Annotated in this window: 17 protein-coding genes; 9 read left to right on the forward strand and 8 right to left on the reverse strand. The window is 54.1% G+C overall.

Going from position 1 to position 17,671, the window contains the following annotated elements; translation table 11 throughout:
* The first annotated feature begins 352 nt into the window (after positions 1 to 352).
* The gene (locus OGY68_RS20660; RefSeq protein WP_032944232.1) at positions 353 to 1,501 is read left to right on the forward strand and encodes a 3-phenylpropionate MFS transporter; all 1,149 of its coding nucleotides are present in this window, start codon (positions 353 to 355) and stop codon (positions 1,499 to 1,501) included.
* Here the strand turns inward: OGY68_RS20660 and csiE are convergent.
* The 7 genes from csiE to OGY68_RS20695 form a co-directional block, all read right to left on the reverse strand.
* Complete coding sequence (csiE, locus tag OGY68_RS20665) at positions 1,496 to 2,773, reverse strand: stationary phase inducible protein CsiE (RefSeq protein WP_286617485.1); 1,278 nt, start codon at positions 2,771 to 2,773, stop codon at positions 1,496 to 1,498. The genes OGY68_RS20660 and csiE overlap by 6 nt on opposite strands.
* An 883-nt stretch (positions 2,774 to 3,656) precedes the next feature.
* Positions 3,657 to 4,256: a KpsF/GutQ family sugar-phosphate isomerase gene (locus tag OGY68_RS20670; protein WP_057068044.1), complete on the reverse strand. Its 600-nt coding sequence runs from the start codon at positions 4,254 to 4,256 to the stop codon at positions 3,657 to 3,659.
* Positions 4,253 to 5,890 carry an FGGY-family carbohydrate kinase gene (locus OGY68_RS20675; protein ID WP_057068042.1) on the reverse strand — a complete coding sequence of 546 codons (1,638 nt, stop codon included), beginning with the start codon at positions 5,888 to 5,890 and terminating at the stop codon, positions 4,253 to 4,255. The genes OGY68_RS20670 and OGY68_RS20675 overlap by 4 nt, the downstream gene beginning before the upstream one ends.
* 17 nt (positions 5,891 to 5,907) lie before the next feature.
* Positions 5,908 to 6,861: an ABC transporter permease gene (locus tag OGY68_RS20680; protein WP_003037658.1), complete on the reverse strand. Its 954-nt coding sequence runs from the start codon at positions 6,859 to 6,861 to the stop codon at positions 5,908 to 5,910.
* 1 nt (position 6,862) lies between these two features.
* A complete protein-coding gene (locus OGY68_RS20685; RefSeq protein WP_008785467.1) occupies positions 6,863 to 7,852 on the reverse strand; it encodes an ABC transporter permease in 990 nt (329 codons plus the stop codon).
* Positions 7,845 to 9,353, reverse strand: coding sequence for a sugar ABC transporter ATP-binding protein (locus OGY68_RS20690; protein WP_057068039.1), 1,509 nt, complete (start codon positions 9,351 to 9,353; stop codon positions 7,845 to 7,847). Before OGY68_RS20690 ends, OGY68_RS20685 begins: the two co-directional genes overlap by 8 nt.
* 103 nt (positions 9,354 to 9,456) lie before the next feature.
* On the reverse strand, positions 9,457 to 10,440 hold the full coding sequence (locus tag OGY68_RS20695) for an autoinducer 2 ABC transporter substrate-binding protein (RefSeq protein WP_003037665.1): 984 nt from the start codon (positions 10,438 to 10,440) through the stop codon (positions 9,457 to 9,459).
* 420 nt (positions 10,441 to 10,860) lie between these two features.
* On the opposite strand from OGY68_RS20695, the gene OGY68_RS20700 reads away from it, so the two are divergent.
* Together OGY68_RS20700 and OGY68_RS20705 are read left to right on the forward strand one after the other, a co-directional pair.
* The gene (locus tag OGY68_RS20700) at positions 10,861 to 11,499 is read left to right on the forward strand and encodes a DUF1007 family protein (RefSeq protein WP_057068037.1); all 639 of its coding nucleotides are present in this window, start codon (positions 10,861 to 10,863) and stop codon (positions 11,497 to 11,499) included.
* Complete coding sequence (locus OGY68_RS20705; protein ID WP_057068034.1) at positions 11,490 to 12,470, forward strand: nickel/cobalt transporter; 981 nt, start codon at positions 11,490 to 11,492, stop codon at positions 12,468 to 12,470. The genes OGY68_RS20700 and OGY68_RS20705 overlap by 10 nt, the downstream gene beginning before the upstream one ends.
* Before the next feature lie 103 nt (positions 12,471 to 12,573).
* Here the strand turns inward: OGY68_RS20705 and suhB are convergent, their stop codons facing one another.
* Complete coding sequence (suhB, locus tag OGY68_RS20710) at positions 12,574 to 13,377, reverse strand: inositol-1-monophosphatase (RefSeq protein ID WP_003835237.1); 804 nt, start codon at positions 13,375 to 13,377, stop codon at positions 12,574 to 12,576.
* 118 nt (positions 13,378 to 13,495) lie between these two features.
* Here suhB and trmJ point away from each other — a divergent pair, with 118 nt between their 5' ends.
* The 6 genes from trmJ to hscB all read left to right on the forward strand — a co-directional run bounded on the left by trmJ (position 13,496) and on the right by hscB (position 17,665).
* A complete protein-coding gene (gene trmJ / locus OGY68_RS20715; protein ID WP_003835235.1) occupies positions 13,496 to 14,227 on the forward strand; it encodes a tRNA (cytosine(32)/uridine(32)-2'-O)-methyltransferase TrmJ in 732 nt (243 codons plus the stop codon).
* Between the two features lie 239 nt (positions 14,228 to 14,466).
* Entirely contained in the window at positions 14,467 to 14,958 is a 492-nt protein-coding gene (iscR, locus tag OGY68_RS20720) for a Fe-S cluster assembly transcriptional regulator IscR (protein ID WP_003037674.1), read from the forward strand.
* Positions 14,959 to 15,070: 112 nt separating this feature from the next.
* On the forward strand, positions 15,071 to 16,285 hold the full coding sequence (gene iscS / locus OGY68_RS20725; RefSeq protein ID WP_003835233.1) for a cysteine desulfurase: 1,215 nt from the start codon (positions 15,071 to 15,073) through the stop codon (positions 16,283 to 16,285).
* A 25-nt stretch (positions 16,286 to 16,310) separates the two neighbouring features.
* Positions 16,311 to 16,697: a Fe-S cluster assembly scaffold IscU gene (iscU, locus tag OGY68_RS20730; protein ID WP_002913991.1), complete on the forward strand. Its 387-nt coding sequence runs from the start codon at positions 16,311 to 16,313 to the stop codon at positions 16,695 to 16,697.
* Positions 16,698 to 16,717: 20 nt separating this feature from the next.
* On the forward strand, positions 16,718 to 17,041 hold the full coding sequence (iscA, locus tag OGY68_RS20735) for an iron-sulfur cluster assembly protein IscA (RefSeq protein ID WP_003835203.1): 324 nt from the start codon (positions 16,718 to 16,720) through the stop codon (positions 17,039 to 17,041).
* A gap of 108 nt (positions 17,042 to 17,149) precedes the next feature.
* A complete protein-coding gene (gene hscB / locus OGY68_RS20740; protein ID WP_003835201.1) occupies positions 17,150 to 17,665 on the forward strand; it encodes a co-chaperone HscB in 516 nt (171 codons plus the stop codon).
* Positions 17,666 to 17,671 lie beyond the last annotated feature (6 nt).

Below are 17,671 nucleotides of genomic sequence, written 5' to 3' on the forward strand. Positions count from 1 at the left end.
AATGAACGGGCTAACTGCTATTACATTTAAATAATTTTAAATTAGTACGGAGTCAAAATATTGCAATCACGAATATTGGCTGCTAAATGATATACTTGTGATGATATTAAGGATTTTGGTATTCAGCTGAGTATTTTTCGCAAAATCCATTCAATTCCTTGCATTACTGTTTATTCATCCCATCATGTTCCCTGCTGTAAAATCATACAGATGTAAACGATTGCGGATGCGGATGACCAATCGTGTTGGTTAAAGGTGATGTTTGTCACAATTATTTCGTAAATGTGAACGGTAGTACTCTTCAGAATGTGGTTTGAGTCATTAGACTAGGGCTTCCAAAACGGGAGGACCCATGGCTTTGCATTCCACGCGCTGGCTGGCGCTCGGTTATTTCACCTACTTCTTTAGCTACGGTATCTTTCTGCCTTTCTGGAGCGTCTGGCTCGAAGGGTTAGGGCTGACGCCGGAAACCATCGGTTTACTGCTGGGCGCGGGGCTGATTGCCCGTTTTGTCGGTAGTTTGCTGATTGCGCCGCGTGTGAGCGATCCCTCTCGGCTGATCTCAGCGTTACGTATTTTGGCCCTGTTGACGCTGGTGTTTGCGCTGGCCTTCTGGGCGGGAACCAACGTGGCGTGGCTGATGGTGGTGATGGTCGGCTTCAACCTGTTTTTCTCACCGCTGGTACCGCTGACCGATGCGCTGGCCAACACCTGGCAGAAACAGATAACCATGGATTACGGTCGGGTGCGACTGTGGGGATCCGTGGCTTTTGTGATCGGCTCCGCGCTAACCGGCAAACTGGTGAGCCTGTTTGACTATCGGGTGATCCTGGTCCTGCTATCGCTTGGCGTCGCCTCGATGCTGCTGGGCATGATGATTCGCCCGAGCGTGCAGCCAGCGGGTGAAAACCGTCAGCAGGAGAGTGCGGGATGGCCCGCCTGGCGCGCGCTGATAACCCAGAGCTGGCGTTTTCTTGCTTGCGTGAGTCTGCTACAGGGGGCGCATGCTGCGTATTATGGTTTCAGCGCCATCTATTGGCAGTCTGCCGGATATTCCGCTTCGGCGGTGGGCTATTTATGGTCACTAGGTGTGGTGGCGGAGGTGATTATTTTCGCACTTAGCCACAAGCTGTTCCGTCGCTTCAGCGCCCGCGATCTGCTGCTGCTTTCCGCCGTTTGCGGGGTGGTGCGTTGGGGATTGATGGGCTGGAGCACCGAGCTGCCGTGGCTGATCGTGGTGCAAATCCTCCATTGCGGAACCTTTACCGTCTGCCACCTGGCGGCAATGCGTTATATCGCGGCACGCCAGGGGAGCGAAGTTATTCGTTTGCAGGCGGTGTATTCCGCGATAGCGATGGGCGGCAGTATCGCCATCATGACCGTATTCGCGGGCTATCTGTACCAGAATCTGGGCAGCGGCGTGTTCTGGGTGATGGCGCTGGTGGCGCTCCCGGCAATCGTTCTGCGCCCGAAGGTGGTCGCGCAGCCTGCAACGTTATGATTCGAGGATTTTGCGGATCTGCTGCTGCTGATGCGGCGTAAGCGCCAGATCCGCATGAATCAACGGGGGTGAAAATAGCGGTAACGGCGTGGTGTACGGCGTAATAATCAGCGTTACGCCGCGCGGGGCACCCTCTTTTTGAAAGTCCTGCATCGGCATATGTTTTACGTTGAGCGGCAGCAGCGTCAGTTCGCGCAGCTGTTGCTCTATATGCACTTCAAGTTGTTCGTTACTACCGGTCAGCAGGATAATCTGCTTTTCGTGTAAATCCTTCTCCTGCATCAGCCAGGCGCCAAAAATAACGGCCACCAGCCCGATCTCTTCTTTGGAAAATTGCACATCGTATTCGGCCTCGAAGCCGTGAATCGCCTCGCGGGTAGTACGGACCAGCCGGGGATAAAGGCGGCTGAACTCCTCCGGCAGCGTGTTATCAATGCCGATGGCAAACACGCTGCGGTTCAGTGCCTGAGCCAGGTGGATATACAACTGGTCATTCAGCCCTTGCTCATCGCTGAAGCGCACATTGCCATACTCGCGAAAACGTAGCACCAACCGCGCAATAGCAAGACGCAGGCGGCGATCCTGATGGTGATTATCGCGAATCGGGTCGGGGATACGAAGCATTGAGAACAGCAACGCCATAAACAGCGATTCGCCCAGCGGTGCACGCTGCATGACGTGGCGCTGCCAATGACGGCCAATTTCCTCTGCGAGCGGATATTCCGCGCAGGATTGCGCCCAGCGTTGCTGGAGTGGGTTAAATTCCGGGGTGATCCCCGCGTGATGCTGTAGCAGGCAATACTGTAAATACAGGCGCAGGAACTGGATGTCACGACACTCAAACGGCTTCTGCAAGCGCCGGGAGCACAGATTAATGAGCGCATGCAGATTGGTGTCGTCATACAGCGTACGTGCGATCCCCCGTTGCTTAAGTTCCGCTTTTAACGCCGGGGTAAACTGCTGGGCGATAAAGGCAGGGCAAATCCGCAGGCCACGGCGCAGCCACTGCAACAGACACAGACGCTGATTTAGCGGGGTTCCTTCGATCGTATAGCCACCATTCTGCGCGGTGGCTATCGCGAGCCGGTGATAGCGCTGGATTTCGAGTCCTGCGCCAATAATATCTTCCTGAACCGTGGCATCATCGACACCGTTGAGGCTGCTGAAGGTTTGTGTAGTAGCGATTTGCCCCGGCAGGAAAAGCGTCAGCAGCACCTGGCAACGGCGCTGGGGAGCGGAAAGTACAGATGGTGGGGCAAGCGTTGACATCATCTGTAGGATCTCCCGTAAGTATGTTTGATAAGAATAGCTAAAGTTTGCTCATAGATTTTGAGAATGGAATGCTTTACGCCAGGAATGCTGGAGAGCGTCACAGAATTTTTAACGTGCGGAACAGATAGCGGTAGTGGAACGCAGCGCGTTAATCCGCTTTTTCACTGTTTTATCTTTTGTTTAGATATGCCAGAGATGTACTGTATGTCATGTTAAACATGATGGAGAATATTTTATTCCGCTATGGGGTTCCGTTCACCCCAGCGTTATCACTTCTCTGAATCAGAGATACCCGTGAACGTGCAAGGGAGGCTCACCGCCGCCTCCCTTGCATCCCAGGCTCCCGGCGGGAAAATCGTCGCGATGCGATTCATTCGTCTTATGCCGTCTGCCTGTCGGGTCGGGGACGAGCCTGCGTCCCTGCAGGCCGTCCACTCTGCCCGCATCCATGCGGGCAGACCCGGTCAGCCGTCAACGACTCATCGATTTTCAGCCAGACCGGGGTCATCGCTTCAACGCTCTGACTTCCAGTGAAACCCGTTTTGCTGTTTAAACAAAAAACGCAGATGGTCAGGTGTGGGCTGGTCCGGCTGAAAATTGCCGACGTGTTTCCGTAAGGCCGGGAGAGCCAGCATGGATGCTGGCTCAGGGCGCGCTTTGCAAGGACGCTACCTCGCGCCCGGCCCGGTAGCCCGGAGGAATAAGCGGAGGGTATTGCGTAGCAACAATTTTCCCGCCGGGAGCCGGGATTGTTAAGGGTACGGCGATAGTACCCTTAACACGTTCACAGGCAGTATCGTTTCAGAGAAGTGAAAAACATAAGGTGAACGTAGCAATATACCGGAGGCAACAGATTCATTACCTCCGAAACAGCTGCCTGGCGTTACTTACCGCGGCTCAGCGTTAATCCCACATCACCGCCTGGATGCACAGACAACAGCGTCTCCTTTGAGTAACCGCTTTCGCTCATCAGGCAGGCGCAGGCGGCGTCAAAGATAGCCAGCACCAGTAAAATTGAGGTGGTGGCCAACATGTTCAGCGGGTCGGCCTCACGCTGGACGCCGGTGGAAATCACCAGTCTCGACGCTTTAGCAATGGCTGAGTCGGCGTTTTCAGTCACGCTCAGAATAGGCACATTTCGCGCAGTCAGTCCGGGCAGCAGCCGGGTGAGTTCATCCGAATTTCCCCCACGCGACAGCATAATCACCAGGTCGTTGGCGCGTAAAAAACCGAGATCGCCATGCGCCGCGTCCGTCGCGTTGAGGTAGATCGCCGGGCGTTCTACGCACGCAAGCATATGCGCCACTTTACGCGCTGCGATGCCGGAGGTACCGACGCCGGTGACGACGATTTTCCCCCGACAGCCGCGCAGCTCCGCCATCAGCGACTGCCAGAGCGGTTCAGTCAGATGCTGCCCCAGACCCGCCAGGGCATCGCTATAGAGCTGAAATACGCCGGTGGCCTGAGACCAGGAGTCGCTCATGCGTCCTCCTGCATCAACTGGCGGTATTTCATATGATCCTGATACATCTCGTGGAATACCCGATATTTGCGATCGTAATACTGCTTAATGCGATTTGTTTGCGGGGTAACTGTTTTACCAATCCGACTCATCGCCGACATCGCTTCCGGGAAGGTTTCGAAAACGCCCGCGGCGATAGTTCCCATCATGGCGCCACCCAGCAGCATGGCTTCGCTCTCTTCAGGCAGCAGCATCGCGCAGCCGGTGGCGTTGGCATGTTCCTGAACGAAGATTGGGTTTTTCGTCCCGCCGCCGCTGGCCATTATCGTATCGATGGTGTAGCCGCTTTGATTCATCGTTTCAATGATATGGCGGGTTCCCAGCGCAATGGCCTGGATGGTCGCAAGGTACTGTAGCGCCATATCCTCCGGCGTACGTGACAGTTTCAGTCCGGTGATTGCGCCCGTGAGCGTTGGGTTAGCGCGCGGCGAGCGGTTGCCGTGGAAATAGGGCAGGATGTGCATATCGCGGGTTAAAAATGCGATATTTTCCGGCTCACCAGCCATTTTACGCAACAGCGCATTCAGCACTTCGTAAATGGTCTGCCCCTGAGATTTAGCCTGCGCCAGCAGGGTTTCGTAGCAAGGATGCGACTGAATAACGTGGTCGATTAACGCCCCGGTTGCCGACTGTCCACCTTCGTTGAGCCAGTATTCTGGCAGCACGGCTGAGTAGTAAGGACCCCAGACGCCGCCGATAAAACGCGGCTCTTTGGAAATCGCCATGTGTCCAGTGGAAGTGCCGCCAATCAGCGCGATACGACGGTCAAAATCCGCCACCTCGCCGGAAACACCGCTTGCCCCGAGCGTGCCGAGGGTACCGGCGTGGGCATCGATGATCGAGACGCTGACAGCGGTCCCCGGAATCAGCCCCATTTCGCTGGCGGCGCGCGCAGATAGCCCGTGACCGAGCGGTTCGCCCATGGTTTTCACGTAGCGACCAATTTTGGCGGCATCATGCTCCAGCAAATCTTCCAGCCCAATCTGGCGGAAATAGCTGGCATCCCATTTGTCTTCATGGCCCATATAGGTCCATTTACACACCGTCGAACACAATGAGCGCGTGTCATCGCCCGTTGCGCGCCAGGTCAGGAAATCGGGCAGGTCAAAGTAGTATCCCGCATTGGCCCAGGTGTTGGGCATATGTTGCTTCAGCCATAGCAGTTTTGGCGTCTGCATTTCAGGGGAGATAATGCCGCCAACGTAGTCCAGCACCCGATGATGCAGGGCGTTGATGCGCTCGGCCTGAGTAATGGCGCGGTGATCCATCCACACAATGATGTTCTGTTCGCTGCGCCCGGACGGGCTGATGGTCAGCGGTTTACCTTCTTTGTCCAGCACCACCAGTGAACAGGTCGCGTCAAAGCCCAGACCTTTCACCTGGATAGGGTTGATATCCGACTGGTTAATCGCATCGCGAACCGCGTTACACACCGCCTGCCAGATGTTATCGGAAGACTGCTCAACAAAATCGGCCTGCGGGCGGTAAATCTCGATGGCCCGACTGGCCTGACCGACCATTCTGCCGTTGAGATCAAACACGCCAGCACGGGCGCTTCCGGTTCCGACATCCACACCAATAAAGTAACTTGCCATAATTTTTTCTCCTGAAATCAGGCTTTACGATTCTGTAATGCGATAAAGAGGATCAGCACCGCGCCCCACAGCGCCATCGTCAGATAGCTGCTGACCCCCAGCAAGTTAAGGCCGCTTTCCAGCATTTGCAGCACAATCAGTGCTAGCACCAGGCCGATAATGCGCCCGAAGCCGCCATCCGGGTTGATACCGCCGAGGACGGAGGCAAGGATGGTGACCAGCAGGTAGGATTCACCGTATCCGGCTTTAGCTGAGTTGAATTTCGCCATCATCAAAATGGCGGCGACCCAGCCGAGCAGGGCAGAAATCACGTACACCGAAATTTGTACCCGTACGGTATTTACGCCGCTGTAGCGGGTAGCCTGTTCATTGGAACCAACGAGATACAGGCTGCGCCCAAGCGTGGTGTGTTCCAGCAGTACCCACAGCAGGATTGCCACCAGGAAAAAGAGCAGTAGCGCCACCGGAATACCGGCAATCGTGGCGTTACCAAGGTACTGAATGGCGGTCGGAAAACCGGAAATCACCGTCCCGTTGGAAAGCAGAATATTCAGCCCGGAGATAAGCGTCATCGTGCCGAGCGTGGCGAGAATAGGCGAAACCCCGACCCAGGCAATCAGCGCACCGTTGAGCGTGCCGATAGCCACCGCCACGGCAGCGCCTGCCAGCAGCGCTAGCACCAGAAACAGCGGGTTATCCGGATGGGTGACGATAATCGCCGCCATCACCAGCGAGCAGGCGTTCGCCCCGGCAATAATCGACAAGTTAATGCCACCGGTCAGCATGGTCATGCCCATCCCGAGGGCCAGCATGCCGAGGATTGGTAGCTGTGAGCCAATCGACTGGAAGTTAGCGACGCTGAAGAAACGGCTGCCGAGCAGGGCCGAGAAGACCAGGGCGACGACCACAATAATCACGCATTGCAGACGAATGATGGCATCACCGGGTAAAAATCTGGCGATTGTTTTCATCTCAAAGCTCCCTTGCCAGTTTGCGTTTTTCGTTCCAGGCCGTGGCGCTAATGCTGACCAGAATAATGGCACCGCTGAACACGGTGTGCCAGTAAGAGGAGACGCTGAGCAGCGTCAGGCCATTTTGTAAGAAGGCCAGCAGAACCACGCCGAGCAGGGTTCCGGTCAACGTACCGCGCCCGCCGCTCATGCTGGTTCCGCCGAGTACTACCGCCGCCAGCACCGTCAGCTCAAAGCCGAGCAGCGAATTGGGCGCAACTGACTGGGTGATTTGCGCCTGAACCACGGCGGCAACGCCTGCCAGAATGCCCATGTAGCCATAGACGTAAAAATGCAGCTTCAGCAGATTCAGCCCCAGGCGCGAGGCCGCGTCGCGGTTGCCGCCCATGGCGTAAACCTGACGGCCAAGACGGGTATAGTTCATCAGCACGGCGGTAAAAATGATCACCGCCGCCAGGCACAGCAGGGGCAGGGTCAAACCGTAGTCGTAGCCATCCGCCGCGGTGAACGAGAACCAGTTAATGCCGTTCATAAACCAGTCCGGGAAGCCGTACAGCCAGGTGCCTTTGGTGGCGTAAACCAGCAGACCGTAGTAGACGTTCAACGTGGCGATGGTAATGATGATTGCCGGAACGCGTAGCCAATAGACCAGAAAACCGTTGATCAGCCCAAGCAGCAGGCCCACCGCAATGGCGATGATTAACGCCAGCGCGAAGTTACCGCCGTGACCGATAACCCAACTGGCCATTGCATACTGGGCTATCGCGGTCATCGCCGGAAATGAGATGTCGATCCCGCCGGAAATCAGCACCACAAACAGCCCACAGGCCAGGATGCCGAGAATCGCGTAGCTGGTGGCCACATCCGTCAGGTTCCCCAAAGACAAGAACTCGTCGGTGCTGATGCTTAGCCCAACGGCAAGGGCTACAACCAGCAGGCCCAGCCAGAACTCATGTTGCCCGATTAAACGGGAGAGATGCATCTTATTCATTGATTACCTCGACCACTTCAGCAATCTCCTCTTCACTGCATTGATGAGGATTAAATTCCGCCACCAGCTTGCCGCGACGCATTACCAGCACACGGTGGCTGTTGTAATACGCTTCCGGGATTTCATCGCAAATCATCAGCACCGCCATACCCTGTTCCGCCAAATCGCGGGCTATCTGGTAAATGCCCTCTTTGTTGGCGATATCCACGCCGACGGTAGGCGAGTCGAGGATCAGGATGCGGGGATTGGTCGCCACCCATTTGGCAATGGCGATACGCTGGGCATTACCGCCGGAAAGGGTTTTGACCGGCAGGTGCGGATCGGACACTTTGATATTCAGTTCGCGGATTAAATCGGCGACCAACTTTTGCGCTTTACGATGATCGAGCAGACCGCTACCGGTGTGCAGTTGATCAAACACCGTGACGATGGTGTTGTCGTAGATCGACTGCTCCATGATCAGCCCCTGCGTCAGGCGATCTTCTGAGACATAGCCGATCCCGTGTTGGATTGCGTCATGGTTATTGCGCAGAGTAACCGGCTGACCGTTAATGCGAATCTCGCCGCTTTCCGGGTGCGTCATACCAAACAGGCTCAGACAAAGCTCGGTGCGCCCGGCACCCAGCAGACCAACAATGGAGACGATCTCGCCGCCGTGCAGCGACAGATTAATGTTTTGGTATTTGCCTCTGCGGCTCAGATTGCGCAGCTCAAGCAGCGGCTCTTGCTCAATCGCGGGCCTTTCCGGCAACGGGCTGTAGTGGAAGCGTTGTCCGGTCATCAGGAAGGCCAGCTCGTGGCTGTCGAGTTCGCTGGCAGGGTATGTACCCACCAGTTTGCCGTCGCGCATTACGCTGATGCGGTCAGCCACTTCCATCACCTCATCCAGACGATGGCTGACAAACACGACGCAAATTCCGGCCGCTTTCAGTTCATTAACTACTCGCAGCAGGCCATTAACCTCCTGGCGGGTTAGCGAGGCGGTGGGCTCGTCCATAATCACCAGACGCGCATCGGCGGCAATCGCCCGGCAAATGGCGACCAGCTGTCGATCAGCAATTGAGAGTTTTTCAACTTTTTTATCGGGATCGATATTCACCCCAATACGTTTCATGGCTGCCAGCGCCTGCTGCTTCATGGCGCCGCGACGCACCCAGATATCGCCACCCGGCAGATAGCGGTTGACCGCGATATTTTCTGCGACGCTAAAGTTGGGGAACAACGACAGGTCCTGATAAATAACCTGAATGCCATAATGGGAAGAGAGCTGCGGCGTCAGATGATGGAATAATTTTCCGTCGAGTAAAATCTGCGCGCCTTTTTCCGGATGATAAACCCCGGAGATCACTTTAATAATGGTACTTTTACCACAGCCGTTTTGACCCGCCAGACAGTGAACTTCGCCTTTTCTCAGCGTCAGATTCACGTTATCCAGCGCCAGCACGCCCGGGAATTGTTTGCTGATATTCTCAAGAGTGATAAATGCGGTGGTGTCTGCCATGGACAATACCCCTGCGCGCGTCCGGGGGGACGCTGAGTGTTAGTTTGGTTGATAGCGCCGACCAGACGGTCGGCGTTAAGGTTCCCTGGTGTTGGCTAAAGCCTTAGAAACCAAGTGATTGTGCGTTGTCTTTGGTGACTTCGAGGATCTTGTTAAAGCGGATCACTTTCTTCTCCGTGTCGATATCGGCTTTCCCTAAACCATCGATACTCAGATCGGCGTTCACTTCTTTGCCCTGCAACAGCTGATCGGCAACGGTGACCAGCGCGTAGCCCGCGTCTTTTGGATCCCACAGCAGCGCTTTTTTGATATCACCGCGCATCAGGTAAGGTGCTGCCTGCGCTGGCATGGCGATCCCGACGACGGCGATCTTATCTTTGGCGCGTTTTTTCTGCACAGCCTGACCCGCACCGATTGGACCCAGTGAGCCGAAGCCGATAATGCCCTTCATCTGCGGGTAGGTTTTCATCAGATCCAGCGTTGTGGCGTAGGATTTATCGATACTTTCCGCGACCGGCAGACGTGAAGTGACTTCGAACATTTCCGGATATTTTTCTTTCTGGTACTTAATTGCATAATCCGCCCACGCGTTATGCAGTGGGACCGTCAGCGAACCAACATAGATGGCATATCCGCCTTTGCCGCCCATATTTTTCGCTAACTCATCGACGTTGGCCTGTGCGTATTTTTCACTGTCGATGGTTTCGATATCCCATTGGCCAATTTGCTCATCCGGGGATTCGTGCGTCAACACCACGATGCCTTTATCGCGCGCTTTTTTCAGTACCGGCTCAAGGACCTTGGCATCATTCGGCACCACGATGATCGCATTAACGTTTTTGGCGATCAGATCCTCAATCACTTTCACCTGCTGCGCCGGGTCCGGCGTTGAAGGTCCGGTCTGGTAAGCATTCACATCCAGTTTTTTTGCTGCTTCATTTACGCCGGTTTCCATCCGGTTAAACCATGGGATCCCGGTGACTTTGGCAACCACAGCAATTTCATATTTTTCCGCCGCAAAGGACGTGCCGGACAACATGCATGCAGAAACCAGGGTTGCACTGAGTAATGCGAGTTTGAATTTCATAGTTGTACCTTTCGTAGGGGGCAGGATATGTCACGGCGTGAAGTTAACAATGAATGGAAGAGGGAATGAATCATAAGTTTGGTAAATGTGATATACGCCCATTATTGTGAATTTATAGAAATAAAATGGTTAATAATTGGTTAAATTTACATGGTTTTACATTCAGGTTTTCAAATTAAGTGTTAATTAAATATTAAAATGAAACCATCAATTAACATTTTGTTATCATTTGACTTAAGTTTTGACGCCTAAAAGGTGTTTGGGGGGAATTTCCCGAAGAAGAAATTATCGAAATTGAGAACTGAATCGATACCGGAAAAGGGTGCTCAATATTTTTTCGTTCAATGGTATCCTCAGCACACTTTCGCCAAACCCGGCATCATTATTTGTGGCGGTGTAGATTTTCATCGTGGAGAACTCATGCAAGGCGTTAAACGTATCATTATCACGTTGTTTCTCGCTGTCCTGTCCTTTGGCGCAGGCGCGCATCCCCACAGCTTTATCCATCTGAAAACTGAGATAGTGAGCGAGAATGACCAGTTCGTCGCGCTGAAAATGCGCTGGACGATGGATGAAATTACCTCGGCGGATCTGCTTTACGATGCGGGAAATGCCAAACCTGGTGATGAGATCTGGAAGAAACTGGCGGCGGAAGTGATGGCCAACGTTCTCGGGCAGCACTATTTCACCGAAGTGTGGCACGACGGGAAAAAGGTAAAGTTTAAAAACAGGCCGACGGAATATGGCATGGCGCGGGAGGAACACCAGGCAGTGCTGACGTTCATTTTGCCGCTGGCCGAAGCTCAGCCGCTGAGTGGTCAAAAATATACCATTTCAACCTTCGACCCGACCTACTACGTTGATATGAGCTATGACAAAGACAGCGACGCCAGGCTGGGGCAGGCCATAAGCCAGAAATGCCGGATTTCAGTACATACGCCGACGCCCAATGAACAAACGCTGAGCTTTGCGCAGTCGCTGGATAAAGAAGACGCACCGCCGGAGGATATGGAGTTGGGTAAACAGTTTGCACAGACGGTAACGCTGCAATGTCAGTAGTTTATCAACAACGTGCAGCCAGACGTCGCTGGCTGACGCTATGGCCGCTGGCTGTCTTTTTGCTGTTGGCGGCAGGCGGCATACTGTGGCTATGGCAGGCCTGGCCGCAGGTGATGATGAAAAGTGTCGTCTGGCAGCGCGACGTTAACCAACAGATGAGCGGGTTGCTGAAAGCAGTTGCCGCCAATCCGGCCCAGGCCGGGGGATCGCTGCTGCTGTTTAGTTTTCTCTACGGCGTTCTGCACGCGCTGGGGCCGGGACATGGAAAAGTCGTTATTACCACCTGGCTGGCAACGCACCCCTCGAAGCTGAAGTCGAGTATTGGCCTGACGCTGGCCTCATCTTTATTACAGGGGCTGGTCGCTATCGGACTGGTGGTTGTGGTGCTTACCATTTTGCAGTTGCCCGCACGACAGCTACATATGAGTAGTTTCTGGCTGGAGAAAGGAAGTTATGCGCTGGTTGGCGTGTTGGGCGTTTTATTGTGCGTCCGTGCGCTGAAGAAATTGCGCCAGCTGCTGCGCCGCCCAAAATTCACAGCCTTCACGCCGCATCATGTGCATCACGAGGGTTGCGGCTGCGGGCATCAGCATTTACCCGATCCTGAACAGCTGCAAAGTGGTGATGACTGGCGTGCCCGGTTGATGATCGTGCTGTCTATGGGGATGCGCCCGTGCTCGGGGGCCATCATGGTTTTACTGTTCAGCAAAGTGGTTGGCGTGTTTAGCTGGGGTATGGCGTCGGCGCTGGCGATGGCGGCAGGAACCTCTTTGACGATTACGTCACTGGCTCTGCTGGTACACAGTTTCCGCTCGCTGGCGGTGAAACTTAGCGGGCATAAAGCGCCGGTATTGTGGCGACAGATTGGCTGGACGACGCTGGCATTAGCCGGTGGTGCGGTGCTGATCACTGCTGCGGTAGTGATGTGGATGAGTGCGGTGCCGGTGGGGCGAGGGATAAGACCGTTTTAGCACTGTTGTAGGATGAATGCCTGATGGCGCTTCGCTTATCAGGCCTACGGGGAATTCCCTGGTAGGCCGGATAAGGCGCTAGCCGCCATCCGGCATCAAACGATTAACGCTTCAGCGCATCGCTCAGTTCATCACGCATGTTAGCCAGCATGGCTTTCACTACGCGCGGGTTACCTGCAACGATGTTGCCGGTCGCCATGTAGTTATGACCACCGGTAAAGTCGCAAACCAGTGCGCCAGCTTCACGGGCAATCAGTTCACCTGCGGCGAAATCCCACGGGCGCAGGCCAATTTCGAAATAACCGTCAACGCGGGCTGCGGCAACGTAGGCCAGATCCAGCGCAGCAGAACCGGTGCGGCGGAAGTCCGCGCATTCGGTAAACATGTTGCCCAGAATTTTCATGTAAGAAGCGGCGTGCTGTTTGGCTTTGAACGGGAAACCGGTGGCGATGATGGTGCCATCCAGATCGCGGGCGGTGCTGCCACGCAGGCGGTAGCCGTTCAGCTGTGCGCCCTGGCCACGGGTTGCGGTGAACAGTTCGTTACGCATTGGATCGTAAACAACGGCGACTTCAGTACGGCCTTTGATGCGTACTGCGATGGATACCGCGAAGTGCGGCAGACGTTTTACGAAGTTGGTGGTGCCATCCAGTGGATCGATAACCCATTGAACATCCAAATCTTCACCAACATGTTCACCGCTTTCTTCGGTGATGATGGTGTGCTGTGGGTAAGATTTGCGAATCGTTTCGATAATAATCGCTTCGGCGGCTTTATCGACGTTAGTCACGAAATCATTGCTGCCTTTCTGGCTGGTTTCTACAGAGTCTGGGGTTTCGTAGTGTTTGGCAATTACATTACCCGCCTTGCGCGCTGCGCGCACGGCGATGGTCAGCATCGGATGCATCGGTCTCTCTCACTGGATGTTAAAGAACGGGAAAACGGCGCAGAGTATAGCAGCGAGTTCGGAATATGTCTTCGTTTTATGATAATATGCCCGAATAATCTTTAGCCGAAGAAATACAATGCTGCAAAATATTCGAATCGTGCTGGTGGAAACCTCTCACACTGGCAACATGGGCTCTGTAGCCCGCGCAATGAAAACCATGGGTTTAACCAATCTGTGGCTGGTAAATCCACTGGTTAAACCGGACTCCCAGGCCATCGCCCTGGCAGCGGGTGCCAGTGATGTGATCGGCAGCGCGCAGATCGTCGATACGCTCGATGAAGCGCTGGCGGGCTGTAGCCTGGTGGTAGGCACCAGTGCGCGTTCCCGCACGCTGCCGTGGCCGATGCTGGATCCGCGTGAATGCGGTTTAAAAAGTGTCTCTGAAGCGACGAACTCGCCGGTGGCGCTGGTCTTTGGTCGTGAACGTGTTGGTCTGACCAACGAAGAGCTGCAGAAGTGCCATTATCACGTCGCCATTGCCGCGAACCCGGAATACAGTTCGCTCAACCTGGCGATGGCAGTGCAGGTCATCTCTTATGAGGTGCGCATGGCCTGGCTGGCGACGCAGGAAAGCGACAAGACCGTAGATTACGAAGAAGCAGAGTATCCGCTGGTCGATGATTTAGAGCGTTTTTACGGTCATCTGGAGCAAACGCTGCTGTCGACCGGGTTTATCCGCGAAGGGCACCCGGGGCAGGTGATGAATAAGCTGCGCCGTCTGTTTACCCGTGCGCGTCCAGAGAGCCAGGAACTGAACATCCTGCGCGGGATTTTAGCTTCAATCGAGCAGCAGAATAAAAGCAAGTAACTGTACTAATGCCGGATGCGCTTCGCTTATCCGGCCTACAGGCCGCACGATTCGTAGGCCGGATAAGCGAAGCGCATCCGGCAAGTGAAAATGGCACTGAAGGTTAAATACCTGACTAAATTAGTCAAGTAAATAGTTGACTGATTTAGTCGGGAATGTCAGACTTGCCCCTGCTATGCAATACCCCCATTTTACAATAAAAAACCCCGGGCAGGGGCGAGTTTGAGGCTAAGTAAGACATGAGACTGACATCAAAAGGGCGTTACGCCGTGACCGCAATGTTGGACGTTGCGCTCAACTCCGAAACGGGCCCGGTACCGTTGGCTGATATTTCTGAACGTCAGGGAATTTCCCTGTCATATCTGGAGCAGCTGTTTTCCCGTTTGCGTAAAAACGGTCTGGTTTCCAGCGTACGTGGACCAGGCGGCGGGTATCTGCTGGGTAAAGATGCCGGCAGCATCGCAGTAGGTGAAGTGATTAGCGCTGTTGACGAGTCTGTAGATGCGACCCGTTGCCAGGGCAAAGGCGGTTGTCAGGGCGGCGATAAATGCCTGACCCACGCGCTGTGGCGCGATCTGAGCGATCGTCTGACCGGTTTCCTCAACAACATTACGTTGGGCGAACTGGTAAATAATCAGGAAGTCCTGGATGTGTCTGGTCGCCAGCATACCCATGACGCTCCACGCACTAATCGTGCTCAAGACGCGATCGACGTTAAGTTACGCGCATAATAAAAGTATTTTAGAATCAGGCCGGGGTGCTACACACCCCGTTAACTCGGTCGTACATCCAGCCGGTTGCCTGATTCCTTGCATTGAAGCGATGTACGGAGTTTATAGAGCAATGAAATTACCGATCTATCTCGACTACTCCGCAACCACGCCGGTGGACCCGCGTGTTGCCGAGAAAATGATGCAGTGTCTGACCCTGGACGGAAACTTTGGTAACCCAGCGTCTCGTTCACACCGTTTCGGCTGGCAGGCTGAAGAGGCGGTAGATATCGCCCGTAACCAGATTGCCGACCTCGTGGGCGCTGACCCGCGTGAAATCGTATTTACTTCCGGTGCGACTGAATCCGATAACCTGGCGATTAAAGGTGCAGCCAACTTTTATCAGAAAAAAGGCAAGCACATCATCACCAGCAAAACCGAACACAAAGCCGTGCTGGATACCTGTCGTCAGCTGGAGCGCGAAGGGTTCGAAGTCACCTACCTCGCCCCGCAGCGTAACGGCATTATCGACCTGAAAGAACTTGAAGCAGCAATGCGTGACGACACCATCCTCGTGTCCATCATGCACGTGAACAACGAAATCGGCGTGGTGCAGGATATCGCGACTATCGGCGAAATGTGCCGTGCTCGCGGCATCATCTATCACGTTGATGCGACCCAGAGCGTGGGCAAACTGCCTATCGATCTGAGCCAACTGAAAGTTGACCTGATGTCCTTCTCCGGCCACAAAATCTATGGTCCGAAAGGTATCGGCGCGCTGTACGTTCGTCGTAAACCGCGTATTCGTATTGAAGCGCAGATGCACGGCGGCGGTCACGAGCGCGGTATGCGTTCCGGTACGCTGCCTGTGCACCAGATCGTCGGCATGGGTGAAGCATACCGTATCGCTAAAGAAGAGATGGAAACCGAGATGGCGCGCCTGCGCAGTCTGCGTAACCGTCTGTGGAACGGCGTGAAAGATATGGAAGAGGTGTACCTCAACGGTGACCTCGAGCAGGGCGCACCGAACATTCTCAACGTCAGCTTCAACTTTGTTGAAGGCGAGTCGCTGATTATGGCGCTGAAAGACCTGGCTGTATCCTCCGGTTCTGCATGTACTTCTGCAAGCCTGGAGCCATCCTATGTGCTGCGCGCGCTGGGGATGACCGACGAGCTGGCACACAGCTCAATTCGTTTCTCTTTAGGTCGTTTCACTACCGAAGAAGAGATTGACTACGCCATCAATCTGGTTCGCAACTCCATCGGCCGCCTGCGCGACCTTTCTCCGCTGTGGGAAATGTTCAAACAGGGCGTGGATCTGAACAGCATTGAATGGTCACATCACTAATCGGTACCGATAAGGAGAATTCAGCATGGCTTACAGCGAAAAAGTAATCGATCATTACGAGAATCCACGTAACGTGGGCTCTTTTGACAACAGCGACGAGAACGTGGGCAGCGGCATGGTGGGTGCACCGGCCTGTGGCGACGTGATGAAGTTGCAGATCAAAGTCAACAATGAGGGTATCATTGAAGACGCGCGTTTCAAGACTTACGGCTGCGGTTCCGCTATTGCTTCCAGCTCTCTGGTTACCGAATGGGTAAAAGGGAAATCTCTGGACGAAGCACAGGCGATTAAAAACACCGATATCGCCGACGAGCTTGAACTGCCACCGGTGAAAATTCACTGCTCTATTCTGGCTGAAGACGCGATTAAAGCCGCGATTGCGGATTACAAAAGCAAACGTGAAGCAAAATAATTAAGAGTTGAGGTTTTATTATGTCGATTACCTTAAGCGACAGTGCAGCAGCGCGTGTAAATACCTTCCTGGCAAACCGCGGTAAAGGGTTTGGTCTGCGTCTGGGCGTGAGAACCTCCGGCTGCTCAGGTATGGCCTATGTACTGGAATTTGTTGACGAGCCGGCGGCTGAAGATACCGTGTTTGAAGACAAAGGCGTAAAAGTCGTGATCGACGGTAAGAGCCTGCAATTCCTCGACGGTACGCAGTTAGACTTCGTCAAAGAAGGTCTGAACGAAGGGTTTAAGTTCACTAACCCGAACGTGAAAGACGAATGTGGATGCGGCGAAAGCTTCCACGTGTAACGCGCTTACTGATAACCCCACCGTGGTCGCCTGCGCGTGGGGTTTGTTTTACCTGACTCTCTGGTTTTGCCTCATCGAACAACAGAGAATCGATGCCCTGAGAATGTTATGGACTACTTCACCCTCTTTGGCTTACCGGCCCGTTATCAGCTCGATACTCAGGCGCTGAGCCTACGTTTTCAGGATCTACAACGTCAGTATCATCCTGATAAATTCGCCAGCGGTTCCCAGGCGGAACAACTTGCTGCGGTTTCGCAGTCCGCCACTATCAACCAGGCCTGGCAAACGCTGCGTCATCCTTTGATGCGCGCCGAATACTTATTGTCTTTACACGGTTTTGATATCCGCAGCGAGCAGCACACGGTGCGCGATACCGCGTTCCTGATGGAGCAACTGGAGCTGCGTGAAGAGCTGGACGAGATTGAACAGGCAAAAGACAGTCAACGTTTAGATGCGTTTATGAAACGCGTCAGCGAAATGTATAACGTTCGCCATCAACTGATGGTGGAACAGCTGGATAGCGAGACGTGGGACGCAGCGGCAGATACCGTGCGTAAGCTGCGTTTTCTCGATAAACTGCGAAGCAGTGCAGAACAACTCGAAGAAAAACTGCTCGATTTTTAATTTCCG

The sequence above is a fragment of the Citrobacter sp. Cpo065 genome (genome assembly GCF_030332805.1).
Taxonomy (GTDB): Bacteria; Pseudomonadota; Gammaproteobacteria; order Enterobacterales; family Enterobacteriaceae; genus Citrobacter; species Citrobacter portucalensis.